Genomic DNA, 15,297 nt, shown 5'->3' with positions numbered 1-15,297 from the left:
CTCCTCAGTTTAGGCGAACTTCGGGAAGATCGCCTTGTTCTCGGCATTGAGATGGGCGTCAAGATTGATCTTGGGGCCCACGAAGCCTGCACCGATGGCGCCGTTGTTATTCAGGGTGTTGACGTCGATATCCTGCACCTGGAAGATGGTCTGGGTCACGTTCATGTTGACGTTGACGTCCGGCTTGAAGGCGAAGCCGCCGCGTACTGCATGCATGTCCTGCTGGCTCAGTTCGGCGCTGCGGGACAGATCGTTCACTTTGATGGTAGTCATGTTAGTTCTCCTGATGAATGGAAGGTTGTTGGGCGTCCTGGCCGGCTTCGGTAGGCGCTTCGTAGCGCACGAAAAAGGTGAGGCCGCCGATCTCAAGCACCTGGGTGCTCTGCGCAAGTTCTGCTTTGGTTGCAGCGCGATCGATTTCTGCGGCGCCGCACATCTCTGCAATGGTCTTGGTTTTCATCGAAGTCTCCCGAATGAAGCCGGCCAGGTATCGCGTTCTTAGCCGATGATGGTGTTGGCGCCGTTTTGCGACACGTTGTTGTGTACGCTGACGCCATCCAGGAAGGCGGAACCGTTGGCGGTGACCACCTCATTGCTCTGGCCTTGCACCAGGGTTTGCACCCCTTTGATCGAGGAGTCGTAGTGCGGTGCGTAGGTCACATCGCCAAAGGAGTAGTAAGGCGAGTTCATTTTCCAGCCGCCGCGCACGGTGCTCATTGCAGCGCGATCCAGTTGTTCGGTACGGGCCAGGTCTTTGATGGTCAGGGTTTTCATGGTCATGCTCCTTGGTGGGTTTAGGTTGGTGAGGCATTTCGTTTGCGCTCGCTATACATTGAGCAGAAAGCGTGCCAGCGGTTTTCCCTAGGGAGACGCCTGAATCTGGTGGGTGTTCAGCGACAAATACGGAAAATCTGTTCGGTGGCACGCAACAGGGGGCATTTGCGTACTCGTAGGACGAAAAAAAACCGTCCAGCTTGTGGCTGAACGGTTTCGAGGGGACAGATTTTTTCAGAAGCCGGCGTGGCTGGCATTCCAGAAAGCGGCCGCTTCATTGACGTCCGGGCCGAAGCCGGCGGCGCCGATGATGCCGTTGCCGTTCAGGACGTTGACGCCAATCTGTTGGAACTGGCCGAACTTCTGGTCCAGATTGACATTGACGTTGACGTTGGGACCGAAGCCGCCGCGTACGGTGGTCATGGCGCGTTGGTCGAGGGCGGCGCTGTGCGCCAGGTCGCTGATAGTGATAGACATGATGTTCTCCTTGAGCTGGCGCGTCGCGGGAGCCGGGTGTGGCCCCCGCGAGTCTGCCGTTTAGCCGACGATGGTGTTGAAGCCGTTTTGGGCGGTGTTGTCGTGCACGTGCACGCCATCCAGGAAGGCCGAACCGTTCGCGGTCGCGGTCAGCTTCTCCTGCTGCTGCAGCATGTTCTGGGTGCCCTTGATGGACGAGTCGTAGGTGCCGCCGATGGTCACGTCGCCGACTTTGTAGTAGGGCGAGTTCATGCTCCAGCCGCCTTGAATGAAGGTCATGGTGGCGCGGTCCAGGTCTTCAGCGCGGGCCAGGTCTTTGATGGTCAGGGTTTTCATGATAGGTCTCCTTGGGTGCGATGACGGGATGCGCTTACATGCGGACGATGGTGTTGGCGCCGTTCTGCGCGGTGTTGTCGTGCACGTGGATGCCGTCCAGGAAAGCGGAGCCGTTAGCGGTGGCGGTCAGCTTGTCCTGCTGCTGGAGCATGTTCTGAGTACCCTTGATGGAGGAGTCATAGCTTGGCGCGTAGGTGACATCGCCGAACGAGTAGTAAGGCGAGTTCATTTTCCAGCCGCCGCGCACGCCAGCCATGGCAGTTCGGTCCAGTTGTTCGGTACGGGCCAGGTCTTTGATGATCAGGGTTTTCATGGTGATGCTCCTTAGAGGTTTGGGTTAGTGAGGCAATTCATTTGCGCTCGCTATCCATTCAGCAGAAAGCGTGCCAGCTGCTTTCTCCTCTAAGGGCATACCGCGCGGCGTGGAAAGTGGCGGATGCCGGCCAACAAACGCCGAATTTCTGTTCGGCGCCGCGCAACAGGAGTGGTTCAGAAGCGGTGATTGATGCCGAAAGTGGCGCCGGTCTGGTTCGGCACCCCAACTGTGTTCAGCGTGCCGACCGCCGCCTTGCTGAAGCGTGTGTAGTCGAGTTCGGCGTACAGCACGGTGCGCTTGGACAGCGAATAATCGATCTCGGCAACCGTCATGCCGCGCCGGCGTGCAGGATCATCCGGCGCCGTGGTCACGTAATAGCCGACGGTGAACGAGGCCTGTGGCTTGAAGCGGTAGCTGACGCCGCCAAACATATTGCGTGTTTTGGAATCCACTCCGGTCTGGCTCTTCACCGTCTCCTGCATGTAGCCGCCGGAGATTTTCAGCTTGTCGACGTTATAGGCTGCACCGACCAGGTAGTAGATGTCGCCGTTGTAGAAAGCGCCGACAGGCACGCTGCGGTGGTTGTAGGAGGCGCCGAATGCCAAGGCGCCGTTGTTATAGATCAGGCCGACGCCGCGCGCTGCCTTGCGCGCCGTACTGCCGGCCTGCTCCCCCAGCGAATCCTCGACTTCAAGTTTGACGGGGCCGGCATCGACGACGTATTTGAGGTCATTGTCGAAGCGGGTGCCGCTGGACGCTTTGGTCAGCGGAATCAGCGGTGTGAAGCGGAAGCCGAAGGGATCGAAAACGTAAATGAAGTCGTGCGAGATGGTGTACTGGCGGCCCAGCGATAGTGCGCCGTAGGGCGTCTTCACACGGACGAAGGCCTGGCGCTGGAACAGGGTATTGGTCGTATTGTCGAGCTGGCCGGTGCCGAGGTTGAAGCCGCTTTCGAGCAGGAAATCCGCTTTGAAGCCGCCGCCGAGGTCATCCGATCCGGCGAAGTCCAGCTTGTTCGAATTGTAGTAGCCGTTCGAGCTCATCGATATCTTGCTGCCGCCGTCGGCGCTGGCGTTGGTCTGGTAGCGTACGCCGCCGTCCACATCACCGAAGATTGAGACTGATGGGTCGGCATGGACGAGTCCTGCCAACGGGGCGAGCGTGAGCAACCCCAGAGTAAATCGTTTCACGAGTTGTCTCCTGCTTGTTTTGTTTTAAATGATTGAACTGCTGTGATGCGGATCAGGATGCCGAGTACAGGCGCACCTTGGCGCTATTACGCTCCGGGTCGTCCGGCGGGCGGTAGCCGGCCTTCAGTTCGGCCACGAGTTTGCCGCGGTCGAGCGCGTTTTCCCAGCGTGCGACGAAGATGGTCGCGACGGCGTTGCCGATGATGTTGATAAACACAAAGGCTGAGGAAAGCAGACGGTGCACGCCGAGGATCAGGGCGATGGACGTCACCGGAATCGTATTGGTTGCCGCCAGCGTGGCAGCCAGCACGGCAATCGCTGAGCCGGCGATACCGGCCCCGCCTTTCGACGTCAGCAGCAGGACCACCAGCAGCGCCAGTTGCTGCTCCCAGCCGAGTGCGGTATTGGTCGCCTGGGCCAGGAACACGGCAACGGCGGCGAAGTAAAGACAGGTGCCGTCATGATTGAAGGCATAGCCGGTCGGGACCACGAGGCCTACCACCGACTTTTCGCAACCCAGCTGTTCAAGCTTTTGCAGCAGCTGCGGCAGCACGCTTTCGGATGAGCTGGTGCCGATCACCAGCAGCAATTCCGCCCGCAGATAGCGCATCAGCTTGAGCAGGCTGAAGCCGCTCCACATTGCCACCGGCTCCAGGATCAGCAACAGGAACAGGGCGCATGTCAGGTAGAACTCGCCGACCAGCTTGCCCAGCGAAAGCAGCGAGCCGAAACCGAATTTGCTGACCGTGAAGGCAATCGCACCGAAAGCGGCAATCGGCGACACCCGCATTGCCAGCTTGATGATCCAGAAGACACCCTGCGAGAAGCTGTCGATCACGCTCAGCATTGGCTTGGCGCGTTCGCCTGCCGCCGCCATGCCAAAGGCGAACAGCACGGAGAAGAACAGAATCTGCAGGATGTCGCCATTGGCAAAGCCGGCAACCAAGGTCTTCGGAATCACATTCAGCAGGAACTGGCTGGTGGTGGTGAAATGGCGCGCGGTGGTGATGTAGGCATCGGCGCTGCTGGAGTCCAGCGAGGCGGGGTCGATATTCATGCCGACGCCGGGCTGTAGCAGGTTGATGGTGACCAGTCCGAGCACCAGGGCCAGCGAAGTGATCACCTCAAAGTAGATCAGCGCCTTGATGGCAAGCCGGCCGACTTTGCGCATGCTGCCGACGCCGGTAATGCCGGTGACGACGGTGCAGAAGATGATGGGGCCGACCACCATCTGAATCAGGCGGATGAAGGCTTCGCCCAGCGGCTGCACGGCGGCGCCTCCTGCCGGCCAGAAGTGTCCCAGCGCGACACCAAGCGCGATGCCGAAGAACACCTGGAACGACAGGTCGTGGTAGAAGCGGCGCCGGGTAGGCGGGTGATTTGTTGCGTCCATGCTCAAGGTCTCCAATATATTGCTTATATTCTTTATATTTTTTATATTGTTCAGGCGTCGACAAATTCGAGGCTGTCGTTCAGGATTTCATCGACAGTCAGCGGGCGCGGTAGCAGCTGCTGTTGCAGGCAGAAATCCAGTACCAGTTCGAGCCGATCGCGCAACCTTTCGATCCCGCCAGGCAGGCGGTCTGCCGGTGTCGGCGGCGCCAGTGCCTTGCCGCGTTCCAGCAGGTCATACACGGCCTGTGCGGCGTCGCGGTGACGCTCGGCGACGGCGCGGTGCATCACGACCACGTGGTTGATCGGCACCTGATGATGCATGGCGCGCCAGGCCTGGTCTGCCGCGGCATGGTCCGGGATCACGGGACGGATGTTTTCGTCCTTGGGCAGATCGTTGCCGAATATGGCCGCATCGATTTCGCCGTCCTGCAGCATGCCCAGCATCGTCTTGCCGCCTGGCGCACGCGTGGCGATGGCCGGGTCGGCGTATTCGGCCAGATGCGCGTCTTCGTAGGTGACCCAAGCGATTTTGCTGGTGTCCACGTCGTAGGTATTGGCCAGAATGCCGCGCACCCACATGCCAGTCGTCTGAGAGTAGGCGCGCACGCCGATGCGGGCGCCGGTCAGACTGTCCAGCGAGCGGGTGCCATGCCTGGCATCGTACACCAGGCAACCTTGCTGCATGCGCGCCGCTACCACGGTCGGCAGCAGCACCAGCGGCTTGCCGTATGCCTTGGCTTGGAGATACGTGACGATGGCCATCTCGCTGACGTCGTAGGCCTGCTGGCGCGCCATCGGTGCGAAGGCGCGGTAAATCGGATCGACATCGACGCAATCGAGGCGCACGCGCGGGTCGGTCAGCTCGCCGGACTTGATCGCAGCCGTATGCGGATAGGTCTTGAGTGCGGTGCGCAGCACCGGAATGTCCTTGTCCATGTTCTTCATGCCTTCTGGTTCAGGCCAGGGTAGATCGAGCGGGCAGTATCGCCGAAAATCCAGGCGCGATCGGCTTCGGTAACCCCTGCCAGCGCGCTGAGCGCTTCATCCAGCAGCGTGGCCAGCGCGCCCTCGGCGGCCGGGAAATTGGAACCCCACGCGATGCGGCTGGCGCCAAAGGCTTCGATCACGCGCGGGAAGAAGGCGGCCGGTGTGGAGGCGCCGCGTGCGGATTCGTGAATCGTGCGGTTGGTCAGCTTCAAATTCACGCCGGGGTATTTGGCAAGGCTGAACAAGGGCGCCGCTGATGCGTATGGCGGGCCTTCCGCCAGATCCGGACGGGCCAGATGGTCCAGCAGCACGCGGCTGCGCGGGAACTGCTCCAGCATGCGGATCAGGGCGGGAATGCCCGCAGCTGTCATTTGCAGGCAGATCGACACGCCGTGCTGCTGAGCGTAATCCCAGACCGGGAAGGAGCGTTTGTCGTCCAGCCAGTCCGCCTGGCCGGGCATGGTGCTGCCGGTGGTGAACAGGCGCAGGCCATCCAGGCCAGCATCCAGCCAGCGCTGCAGCTGCGATACGGCATCTGCGGCCAGCACGTCGATCGAGAAAACGCCGCGGAAGCGATCGGGATGGGCGCGCACGGCATCGACCACATAACTGTTGTCATTGCCGTACACCGTGGAGGCTTGCACCACCATGGCACGGGCGATGCCGGCCTTGTCCATCTGCGCCAGCAGGCCGGCGTAATCCACTGGACGCTTGGCCGACCAGTCGGACTGGTGGCCGCCTACCGGCGCCAGCGGGTAGCGCGTTGTGTCGGTCGAAATGGCATGGGTATGCGTATCGACGATTTCAAACATGTGAACCCCATAAGTTGTGATCTGAAAGGATGAACCAAGTATAGGGTTGGGTTTTGCGTCGACGCTAATTAGTAGTGCGTCGCAAGACATAAATTTAGGTTAAGCTGGATTTAGGTTAAGCTGGATATATGAGTGAAGACACGACACGCCTGCGGCGCCTGATGTTGTTCGATGCGGTATGCCGGGCCGGCGGCATCAGCCAGGCCGCCGACATGGTGGGCATGACGCAGCCAGCCGTCAGCCAGGCCATCAAGAAACTGGAAGCTGCTTATGGCGCTCAACTATTCGAACGAGGCTTCAACGGTAGCGAGCTGACCGGGGAGGGCGCTCTGTTGCAGCGCCGCGTCAAGCGCATGCTGGATCAGATCGGGATGGCGGTTGCCGAGCTCATCGGCACGCGGCCAGCGCCGCAGATCCCGGCCATTTGCCGCCGTCTGACCGATGCGCAACTGCGTTGCCATATCGCTATCGCGCAGCATGGCTCAGCGGTCGAGGCCGCGCGCCGCCTGGGCATTTCCGAACCCGCCGTGCATCGGGCCGGACGGCAGCTGGAAGAAACAGTCGGCACTTCGCTGTACCGGCGCCGGGTGCACAGCGTCACCGCCAACGCCGCCGGGCTGGAGTTTGCGCGCCGCCTGAGCGTGGCGCTGCATGAAATCGACCAGGCCGCCATCGATCTGGCAACGGCACGGGGACAAGCAGGTGGCCAGGTCGTCATCGGCGTGCTGCCGCTGCTGCCGCAATTGCTGCTGGCCAGGACCATTGCGCGCTTGCGCGAGGCCTATCCGAATGCCGCCATTGCAATCCACGAAGGCACGCACGCGCAGCTGTTCGGCGCGCTGGCTTTCGGCACCATCGACATCATCGTTGGCGCATTGCGCAGCCCGCGGCTGGAAGGCGCCGCCGTCGAAACGGAGCTGTTCGCCGATCCCTATGTGGTTGTTGTTCGGCGCAGCCACGCGCTGGCGTCGCGCGAGCCGGTCACGCCCGGTGATCTGGCGGATTACGATTGGGTGGTGCCGCAGCCCGGCATGCCGCGCCGGCATGCAGTGGAAGCGCTGTTTGCCACATTGCCCAGGCCGCCGCGCGTAGCCGTCGAAACCAGCTCCCTATCCATGATGATGACCATGCTGGCGGAGAGCGATTGCGTATCCTTGCTGTCGCGCTCACACCTGCTGTTCGGCAGCTACCGCGACGACGTGGTCGCCTTGAATTTGCCTACCCCCGATAAGCACCGCACTGTGGGCTACACAATCCGCAGTGATTGGCTGGCAACCCCGGTTCAGCTGGAATTTATTAATTGCCTGCGTGCCGAATGCCGTGCGGTATATGGTTAATAATGCCCGTCCTTATTTAAATAATTCCTCAGCGTATTTAATAAATCAAACGTGCAGTTTGATTTATGTGTAATATTGCGCGTCAGTCAAACTGTGGCTGCAAGCCATTTTATTAACTCTGCTGATTTAAATTCAATTCGATTGAAGCTGGGGAAATATTTATTTCTTCAAGCCGTTGCGTGCGCGCGATATTGGAATAATTCTTTCAGAAAATAATTGCGTGATGCCGAAAATCATGGGAAACTTCGTTTCAGTAACTATTTTCTTGAAAGTAATAAATTCCTTCCGTAATTTTATTATTTCAAAGAGAAACTGGTTTTAAAGCATGTTTTCAATTTATTTAAGGAGTAGATGTTGACTCGCTTCCGTCCATTGCCCCAGTCCATTTCCGTATTTCCGGCCGCCTGAGCCCCATCTTCTTCTTATTTCGCATCCAAATGATCTCTAAAGCTTTCTGCCGCATCGTCGCGGCTGTCGCGCAAGCGGCTCTGGTTCTGTGCGCCCCTTCCGCTTATGCGCAAGGTAATGGTACCGCTGCCACCCATCCATTCGGGCAGTCCCGTCCGATTCCTGGCCGTTACGTGATCGTGTTCCGCGACAGCGTGGTCAACCCGGCTGCTGAAGCGGAAAACATGATGAAGGGCCGCGGCGGCAAGGTACTGCATACCTACAGCAAAGTGATGAAGGGTTTCTCCGCCAGTCTGCCGGACGCCGCAGTGCAAGGCCTGCGCAATAACCCAAACGTGCGTTTCATCGAGCAGGACCAGACCGTCACGCTGACGGCCACCGCGACGGAAAACAACGCGACCTGGGGACTGGACCGTATCGATCAGGCCGATCGTCCGCTTGACCTGCTGTACCACTATTCCGGTACCGGCGCTGGCGTGACGGCGTTCATTGTCGACACCGGCATTCGCGCCGATCACACCGAATTTACCGGCCGTGTGCAAGCCGGCATCGATTTCGTCGGCGACGGCAATGGCACCAACGATTGCAATGGCCACGGCACGCACGTGGCAGGCACCGTGGGCGGCACCACCTGGGGCGTTGCCAAGGGCGTGAGCCTGGTTCCCGTGCGCGTGCTGGATTGCGCCGGCTCCGCGGCATGGAGTACCGTGATCGCCGGCATCGACTGGGTTGCGAACACCACCCAGCGTCCGGCAGTGGCGAATCTGTCGCTGGGCGGCGGCGCTTCCGCTGCGGTTGACGCCGCAGTTGCGGGTGCTGTGGCGAAAGGCGTGACGGTTGTGGTCGCAGCCGGCAACAGCAATGCCGATGCCTGCACCGTTTCGCCTGCCCGCGAACCGACCGCGATCACGGTGGGTGCCACCACCAGCATCGATGCGCGCGCTTCTTACTCGAACACCGGCACCTGCGTGGACATTTTTGCGCCGGGCAGCAGCATTACCTCGGCCTGGAATACCGACGCCAGCGCAACGAACACGATCAGCGGCACGTCGATGGCGTCGCCTCATGTAGCGGGCGTTGCCGCACTGGTACTCGCAAGTAATCCGACCGCTTCGCCGGCCGCAGTCGCTTCCTGGATTGTGTCGAACGGCACGCCAAACCGCCTGTCGGCCGCCGCCATGGGCGCGGGGTCGCCCAACCTGCTGCTGTTCACGGGCAGCCTGGCGCCGGTGCAGCAGCCAGCAACCAAGGTCGTTGCAGTGCAATCGATGGTCGGCAGCGCTACCAAATCCGGCGGTAACTGGAAGGCGAACGCCGTCGTGAAGGTGCGTGACATTGCCACCGGCGCAGCCGTTGTCAATGCTGTCGTGGATGGCAGCTTCTCCGCAGGCGGCAACTCCAGCTGCACCACGAATACCACCGGCACCTGCACCTTGAGCAGCGCTACGCTGAAGACGAGTAGCACGGCTTCGGTTACTCTCAGCGCTACCCGGATTACGGGCACGCTGATGTCTTACGACAGCACCCAGAATTCGGTGTCGCAAATCGTTATCGCCAAGCCTTAAGGCGGCTCGATACTTGATCCCTGAGCCGGGCGGTGATAGCACACCGTCCGGCTCAGTGCGTTTACGGTCAGGTTATCGTCGCGATGTCCGCTGCGGCGATATGCACGCCGACAACGGTCACGAAGGTATGCTGCCCTCCTGTCTCCGCAATATCGACCTTGGTATCGGCCGTCGTGGTGTCAAGCGTGTAGCTGTTCGCACCAAGCAGCACCAGCTTGTCGGCGCCCAATTCGAAGCCGTTGACCTGGTACTTTGTGAGGTTCGAGGCCAGGTCGACGTCAAAGGCGTCAGCCTTGCCTGAAGTCCCGGTGAGTACGTAGTCGAAGGCCGCTCCGAGTTTGTTTGCCGACAGATTCGCCCCAAACGTGCTGCTGGCTGTATCGCCATCGCCATCGGTGATGGTCGAGGTGAAGTCGAGTTTGATGCCGTTGGCCAGATTGTTGATCTGCGTGATGAACTGGATCTCAGGAATCTTCACCACGCCGGTGGCCATCGTCAGCTGAAGCGCGTCAATCAGCTTGCCTCCACCGTCAACAGTGAAGGGCACTGGCACGTGGCCTGTGGTTGCTACATTCGTGTTGACCAGTACCTGGCCCGAGTCGGTGCCGTCGGCAAAGATGAGGCGATAGTACAGGCGCTCGCCGCCTGTGAAGTTGTATCCGGTGACCGCATTATCGATGAACACCTTCGCGCTAGTGAACTGCGTTCCTGGATTGGCGACGAAGCTTTCATCGCCAGCCGTAATGGCAGCATCACTGTCCCCTTGAAGGTTGTTGTTCTTGTTGCCGATGCCGGAAGAACTGACGTTCAGCGCCTTGGTGCCGTCGATGTAGTCCGGCAGCGGGTTCGTTTGCAGCTGTGCTTCGGTTGGGTCAGGGGCGCCAAGCCCGACACCGGACAGCAACTGCGCAGACGTCGCCAACGGTTTGGCAGCAAAGAACACCACGCTGTCGGTGCCGATGGTCAGGGTGCGTACGGGGTCCGGTCCGCCCGAATCAAGCGTGCCGTTACTGGTACTTTCGGTCGTAGTGGATTGGAAGCCTTCGACCAGGTCGAGGGCGTAGGTGCCGTTGGCAAACGCAGTCAAGGTGAAATGCTCGACGGTGTTTGCGGTGGCCGGGTTGTTGTCAAAGTCCCCCGTCAATGTGCCCGAGAAGAGGTAGTTGCCGCTTGCATCCGGCGAACCGGCCAGCTCGCTGAAGGTCGATCCCGCACCCGCCAGCGTGGAGCCGTCCGGCCGCACCAGCGAGAAGGAATTGAGCGTGATGTCGAGCCCTGTGGCGCCAAGCTTGTCGACGCCAGTGGCGCTGGTCCAGTAACCGTATTGCGGATCGATGACTCCGGTCCCAACCAGATTGCCGAAGGCCAGCGACGGACCATCGTCCTGTATCGATACGCGTGCACCAATGCCCACTGAGGCCGCGCTGGTGTCGCCGTCGCCATCAGTGACTGTTGCAACTGCCAGCAGCGCATTGCTGGCAATGGACACTGACTCGTCAGGGCTGGCAGCGCCGCCAGTCGGATGCTTGATGGCGTTGTACTGCGCCATGCTGAGCACACCTGTGGACGAATTGATCGCAATCGCGAATGCCGCCTTGCCATTGTCGGCACCGGCGGAAGAGATGCGTCCGATAACCAGGCTGCCTTCCTTGTACAGCAAGATGCTGTCGCCAGCCACGGTATCGAGGCCTGAGTCGACACCCGCCGCCGATACGTCGAGCGAATAGGCGGTGCTGGCCAAGCCGTCGACACCACCGCTGCTGCCGCTCGAATCGATCACGGAGGCCGAGCCTTGGGCATAACCTGCCGCCATCTGGGTGCTGGTCGTTGTCACGCCCGAGAATAAGGAGATCACGCCCGCGGCAGTTGTATCGTCGGCGTCAGCCTGGTTACCCACTGTCTCATCATGCCGCACCTGGCCTGCGCCAAGCGCTGCTGCCGCGCTTGGGCCATCGTCCTGGATGGACACGCGCGCGCCGATTGCCACCGATGCGGCACTGGTATCGCCATCGCCATCCGTTACTGTGGCCACGGCCAGCAAGGCGGCGTTAGCGACAGACAGCGACTCGTCCGGGCTGGAAGCACCGCCAGTCGGGTGCTTGATGGCGTTGTACTGCGCCATACTGAGCACACCGGTGGAGGAATTGATCGCAACCGCGAACGCCGCCTTGCCATTGTCGGCACCTGCGGACGAGATCCGTCCGATCACCAGATTGCCTTCCTTGAACAGGAAGATGCTGTCGCCGGCAACGGTATCGAGGCCCGAATCAACGCCGGCAGCCGATACGGCAAGCGAATAGACGGTACCGGCAATGCCGTCGACACCGCCGCTGCTGCCGCTTGAATCGATCACGGAGGCTGTGCCTTGTGCATAACCTGCCGCCATCTGGGTGCTTGTGGTTGTCACGCCGGAGAAGAGGGAGATCACGCCGGCAGCCGTAGTGTCGTCTGCGTCGGCTTGATTGCCTACGGTTTCGTCATGCCGTACCTGGCCTGTGCCAAGCGCTGCTGCAGCGCTCGGACCATCGTCCTGGATGGAGACGCGGGCACCGACTGCCACCGATGCGGTACTGGCATCGCCGTCGCCATCGGTGACGGTCGCGATGGCAAGCAGCGCCGCATTGGCAACCGAGAGTGATTCATCGGGGCTGGCAGCGCCGCCAGTTGGATGTTTGATGGCGTTGTACTGCGCCATGCTGAGCACACCGGTGGACGAATTGATCGCAATCGCAAATGCCGCCTTGCCGTTGTCGGCGCCCGCGGAAGAGATGCGTCCAATAACCAGGCTGCCTTCCTTGTACAGCAAGATGCTGTCACCAGCCACGGTATCGAGGCCCGAATCAACGCCCGCTGCCGATACATCGAGCGAGTACACCGTGCTGGCGATGCCGTCAACGCCACCGCTGCTGCCGCTCGAATCGATCACGGAGGCCGAGCCTTGCGCATAGCCTGCCGCCATCTGGGTGCTGGTCGTTGTCACGCCGGAGAACAAGGAGATCACGCCCGCGGCAGTTGTATCGTCGGCGTCGGCTTGATTCCCCACTGTCTCGTCATGCCGCACCTGGCCTGCACCAAGGGCTGCCGCCGCGCTTGGGCCATCGTCCTGGATCGACACGCGCGCGCCGATTGCCACCGATGCCGCACTGGTATCGCCATCGCCATCGGTCACGGTTGCAACCGCAAGCAGGGCGGCGTTGTTAATGGACAGCGACTCGTCAGGGCTGGAAGTTCCGCCAGTCGGATGCTTGATGGCGTTGTACTGCGCCATGCTGAGCACACCGGTGGAGGAATTGATCGCAATTGCGAACGCCGCCTTGCCATTGTCGGCGCCCGCGGAAGAGATGCGACCTATAACAAGGCTGCCTTCCTTGTACAGCAAGATGCTGTCGCCAGCCACGGTATCGAGGCCGGAGTCGACGCCTGCCGCCGATACGTCGAGCGAGTAGGCCGTGCTGGCCAGTCCATCGACGCCGCCGCTGCTGCCGCTTGAGTCGATCACGGAGGCCGAGCCTTGCGCGTAACCGGCCGCCATCTGAGTGCCGGTTGTTGTCACGCCGGAGAAGAGGGAGATCACACCCGCAGCTGTGCTGTCGTCTGCGTCGCCTTGATTACCAACGGTTTCGTCATGCCGCACCTGGCCCGTGCCAAGAGCCGCTGCGGCGCTCGGGCCATCGTCCTGGATCGAGACGCGCGCACCGATTGCCACCGAAGCGGAGCTAGGGTCCCCATCGCCGTCCGTGACGGTGACGACGGCCAGCAGCGCGGTATTGGCGACCGAGAGTGATTCATCGGGACTGGAAGTGCCGCCAGTGGGATGCTTGATGGCGTTGTACTGCGCCATACTGAGCACACCGGTGGACGAGTTGATCGCTACCGCGAATGCCGCCTTACCGTTGTCGGCGCCCGCAGAAGTGATCCGGCCAACGACCAGGTCGCCTTCCTTGAACAGGAAGATGCTGTCACCGGCCACGGTATCAAGTCCGGAGTCGACGCCAGCAGCCGATACGGCAAGCGAGTAGACGGTGCTGGCCAGTCCATCCGCGCCGCCCACACTGGCGCTTGAATCGATCACCGACGCGGATCCTTGTGCGTAGCCTGCTGCCATCTGGCTGCTGGTGGTAGTGACGCCACTGAACAAGGAAACTACGGCTGCCGCGGTGGTGTCGTTCGCATCGGCCTGGTTGCCGACAGTCTCGTCATGCGCCACGGCGCCGGCCCCCAAGGACGCGGCGGCGGTTGGTGCATCGTCGGCAAACCCCAGGTCGGCCAGCGGCTGCACATTGTCGCTGCCGGTCTGAAGTTTGAAATTGCCGATGTCGAACTTGGCATTGTCTGTGGCGCCTGAGCCCACGTTGTCGATTTCCACCCGATTGTGCGAGGCGGTCGTCGTGTATTCGATGGTGTAGTCGGCTTTTGCGCCGGTGATGGTGGCAATGCCATTGACAATCGAGATACTCAGGTTGGCGGTATTCACCGATCCATCCGACTTCTCGAGAATGGTGCCGCTGGGGTCCCGCACCGTGACCGAGGTCACGTCGATGTGAGAGTCGTTGTGCAGTCCCGGTACATAGGCGGTGCCGGTTTCCAGCGCCGTATTGAAGGCGCTGACTTTAACCGTGGTGGTTTGCTGGTTCGGCTGGGTTTGTGACACGACAAACGATGCCATGGTCGCTGCAGCCAGCCCCTCAAACTGAATATCGGCAGCGGTGGTCGCTTCCGCGTGCGTAAGATTTGGCACCGTAAAGTCGGGATTCGCATTGGTCACGAAAGTGAAGATCAGGCCGTGATTGGCATCGATCATCTGGTTGTTCGTGCCAATCGTTGCATCAGTACCGCCCTGGCTGGAGTTCACTGTGCCGCCGGCCTGGGCGTCGGCCGCCGTCACGACCAGGGCGACATCGTCACCGGCCGTTGCCGGGTCCTTGGCGTGACCGAACATCAGGAATAGATTCTGCCCGGAGGGCGCTTTCTCAAGACTGAAGCTCTGTAGCGTATTGACCTGGTAATTCAGAACGTTGGAAAGGAATACAAGGTCATTGGGGTTGGTAGCGTCGGGCTGGAGCAGCGAGTCATACTGCGCCAGCCAGACCTTGGCGCCGGTGGCGCCGGCGTCGCCGGGTGCCACGGTCCCCGTATCGAGGTAGATGGCGAAGGCCAGCCTTCCGCTCGGGTCTGCAATGCCGCCGGCAGTTCCTTCCCGTGCCAGCACAACGTTATTGTCGCCTGGATAGACATATAAGAATATTTTCGTGCCGTTTGTCGTCATGAGGCCGCTGTAGGTGCCGGCTGCGACCACAAATGCCACGTCATTTACATTGGGTCCGAATGAAAGTGCATTGGCACCCAAGGGATTTGCACTGGTGGCGCCGCTGACTGCGGCCCCGGTCGCACTCTGCCCGGTGCCGGTGCCAGCCGCTGTCACTGCGGCGAGAATGGCATCGAACTCGGGAGGAAAATTGCCAATTGATGTGTCATTGGTGCTGAGGGTGCCCTGAACGTTTTGGACCCCGCTTGTTTCGTCGATCTGAAGAACGCTGCTCATGATTGCTTACCTCGTATTGAACTAGCGGTGGGGAATCGATTCTTTTCTTAAAAAATGATTGGACGCGTTTCTCATCAATTCGCGCCAATACACCCAGTTTTGTTGCAAACGCAACCATAAAAGGGTAACCCTTCCACTAGCAGGCGGTAATACGTCAA

General features: G+C 60.6%; 13 protein-coding genes. 2 read left to right on the top strand and 11 right to left on the bottom strand.

Annotation, left to right across the window (positions count from 1 at the left end):
• Positions 1 to 9 precede the first annotated feature (9 nt).
• The 10 genes from AB4Z19_RS07695 to AB4Z19_RS07650 all read right to left on the bottom strand — a co-directional run bounded on the left by AB4Z19_RS07695 (position 10) and on the right by AB4Z19_RS07650 (position 6,287).
• The gene (locus tag AB4Z19_RS07695; RefSeq protein WP_442030295.1) at positions 10 to 273 is read right to left on the bottom strand and encodes a hypothetical protein; all 264 of its coding nucleotides are present in this window, start codon (positions 271 to 273) and stop codon (positions 10 to 12) included.
• 1 nt (position 274) lies between these two features.
• Positions 275 to 460, bottom strand: a complete 186-nt coding sequence (locus AB4Z19_RS07690) for a hypothetical protein (RefSeq protein WP_442030297.1) — start codon at positions 458 to 460, stop codon at positions 275 to 277.
• 38 nt (positions 461 to 498) lie between these two features.
• Positions 499 to 774 (bottom strand): hypothetical protein, encoded by a 276-nt coding sequence (locus tag AB4Z19_RS07685; protein WP_442030299.1) that lies wholly within the window; start codon positions 772 to 774, stop codon positions 499 to 501.
• Positions 775 to 1,008: 234 nt separating this feature from the next.
• Positions 1,009 to 1,251 (bottom strand): hypothetical protein, encoded by a 243-nt coding sequence (locus AB4Z19_RS07680; protein ID WP_442034890.1) that lies wholly within the window; start codon positions 1,249 to 1,251, stop codon positions 1,009 to 1,011.
• Positions 1,252 to 1,311: 60 nt separating this feature from the next.
• Positions 1,312 to 1,587 carry a hypothetical protein gene (locus tag AB4Z19_RS07675; protein WP_442034888.1) on the bottom strand — a complete coding sequence of 92 codons (276 nt, stop codon included), beginning with the start codon at positions 1,585 to 1,587 and terminating at the stop codon, positions 1,312 to 1,314.
• Between the two features lie 34 nt (positions 1,588 to 1,621).
• Positions 1,622 to 1,900 (bottom strand): hypothetical protein, encoded by a 279-nt coding sequence (locus tag AB4Z19_RS07670; RefSeq protein WP_442034886.1) that lies wholly within the window; start codon positions 1,898 to 1,900, stop codon positions 1,622 to 1,624.
• A 176-nt stretch (positions 1,901 to 2,076) separates the two neighbouring features.
• On the bottom strand, positions 2,077 to 3,093 hold the full coding sequence (locus AB4Z19_RS07665; protein ID WP_442025620.1) for a porin: 1,017 nt from the start codon (positions 3,091 to 3,093) through the stop codon (positions 2,077 to 2,079).
• 52 nt (positions 3,094 to 3,145) lie between these two features.
• Positions 3,146 to 4,486, bottom strand: a complete 1,341-nt coding sequence (dctA, locus tag AB4Z19_RS07660; protein ID WP_442025621.1) for a C4-dicarboxylate transporter DctA — start codon at positions 4,484 to 4,486, stop codon at positions 3,146 to 3,148.
• Positions 4,487 to 4,536: 50 nt separating this feature from the next.
• Complete coding sequence (locus tag AB4Z19_RS07655) at positions 4,537 to 5,433, bottom strand: hypothetical protein (RefSeq protein WP_442025622.1); 897 nt, start codon at positions 5,431 to 5,433, stop codon at positions 4,537 to 4,539.
• Positions 5,430 to 6,287: an amidohydrolase family protein gene (locus tag AB4Z19_RS07650; protein WP_442025623.1), complete on the bottom strand. Its 858-nt coding sequence runs from the start codon at positions 6,285 to 6,287 to the stop codon at positions 5,430 to 5,432. Before AB4Z19_RS07650 ends, AB4Z19_RS07655 begins: the two co-directional genes overlap by 4 nt.
• Positions 6,288 to 6,415: 128 nt before the next feature.
• Between AB4Z19_RS07650 and AB4Z19_RS07645 the strand changes: the two genes are divergently transcribed.
• Together AB4Z19_RS07645 and AB4Z19_RS07640 are read left to right on the top strand one after the other, a co-directional pair.
• On the top strand, positions 6,416 to 7,624 hold the full coding sequence (locus AB4Z19_RS07645) for a LysR substrate-binding domain-containing protein (RefSeq protein WP_442025624.1): 1,209 nt from the start codon (positions 6,416 to 6,418) through the stop codon (positions 7,622 to 7,624).
• Positions 7,625 to 8,061: 437 nt separating this feature from the next.
• Complete coding sequence (locus AB4Z19_RS07640; RefSeq protein WP_442034885.1) at positions 8,062 to 9,597, top strand: S8 family peptidase; 1,536 nt, start codon at positions 8,062 to 8,064, stop codon at positions 9,595 to 9,597.
• Positions 9,598 to 9,664: 67 nt separating this feature from the next.
• Here AB4Z19_RS07640 and AB4Z19_RS07635 read toward each other — a convergent pair whose 3' ends face one another.
• Positions 9,665 to 15,139, bottom strand: coding sequence for a beta strand repeat-containing protein (locus AB4Z19_RS07635; RefSeq protein WP_442034883.1), 5,475 nt, complete (start codon positions 15,137 to 15,139; stop codon positions 9,665 to 9,667).
• Positions 15,140 to 15,297: the final 158 nt, after the last annotated feature.

Source organism: Pseudoduganella sp. RAF19 (genome assembly GCF_052114165.1).
Taxonomy (GTDB): domain Bacteria; phylum Pseudomonadota; class Gammaproteobacteria; order Burkholderiales; family Burkholderiaceae_D; genus Rugamonas.
Note: the sequence above shows the minus strand (reverse complement) of the source record. Positions and strands in the feature narration are given on the sequence as shown.

What these genes read in the sequence shown, in the direction of transcription:
- AB4Z19_RS07650 (WP_442025623.1), bottom strand. Translation starts at nt 6,287, where the DNA reads ATGTTTGAAATCGTCGATACGCATACCCATGCCATTTCGACCGACACA.
- AB4Z19_RS07695 (WP_442030295.1), bottom strand. Translation starts at nt 273, where the DNA reads ATGACTACCATCAAAGTGAACGATCTGTCCCGCAGCGCCGAACTGAGC.
- AB4Z19_RS07670 (WP_442034886.1), bottom strand. Translation starts at nt 1,900, where the DNA reads ATGAAAACCCTGATCATCAAAGACCTGGCCCGTACCGAACAACTGGAC.
- AB4Z19_RS07690 (WP_442030297.1), bottom strand. Translation starts at nt 460, where the DNA reads ATGAAAACCAAGACCATTGCAGAGATGTGCGGCGCCGCAGAAATCGAT.
- AB4Z19_RS07640 (WP_442034885.1), top strand. Translation starts at nt 8,062, where the DNA reads ATGATCTCTAAAGCTTTCTGCCGCATCGTCGCGGCTGTCGCGCAAGCG.
- AB4Z19_RS07655 (WP_442025622.1), bottom strand. Translation starts at nt 5,433, where the DNA reads ATGAAGAACATGGACAAGGACATTCCGGTGCTGCGCACCGCACTCAAG.
- AB4Z19_RS07680 (WP_442034890.1), bottom strand. Translation starts at nt 1,251, where the DNA reads ATGTCTATCACTATCAGCGACCTGGCGCACAGCGCCGCCCTCGACCAA.
- AB4Z19_RS07675 (WP_442034888.1), bottom strand. Translation starts at nt 1,587, where the DNA reads ATGAAAACCCTGACCATCAAAGACCTGGCCCGCGCTGAAGACCTGGAC.
- AB4Z19_RS07635 (WP_442034883.1), bottom strand. Translation starts at nt 15,139, where the DNA reads ATGAGCAGCGTTCTTCAGATCGACGAAACAAGCGGGGTCCAAAACGTT.
- dctA (WP_442025621.1), bottom strand. Translation starts at nt 4,486, where the DNA reads ATGGACGCAACAAATCACCCGCCTACCCGGCGCCGCTTCTACCACGAC.
- AB4Z19_RS07645 (WP_442025624.1), top strand. Translation starts at nt 6,416, where the DNA reads ATGAGTGAAGACACGACACGCCTGCGGCGCCTGATGTTGTTCGATGCG.
- AB4Z19_RS07685 (WP_442030299.1), bottom strand. Translation starts at nt 774, where the DNA reads ATGAAAACCCTGACCATCAAAGACCTGGCCCGTACCGAACAACTGGAT.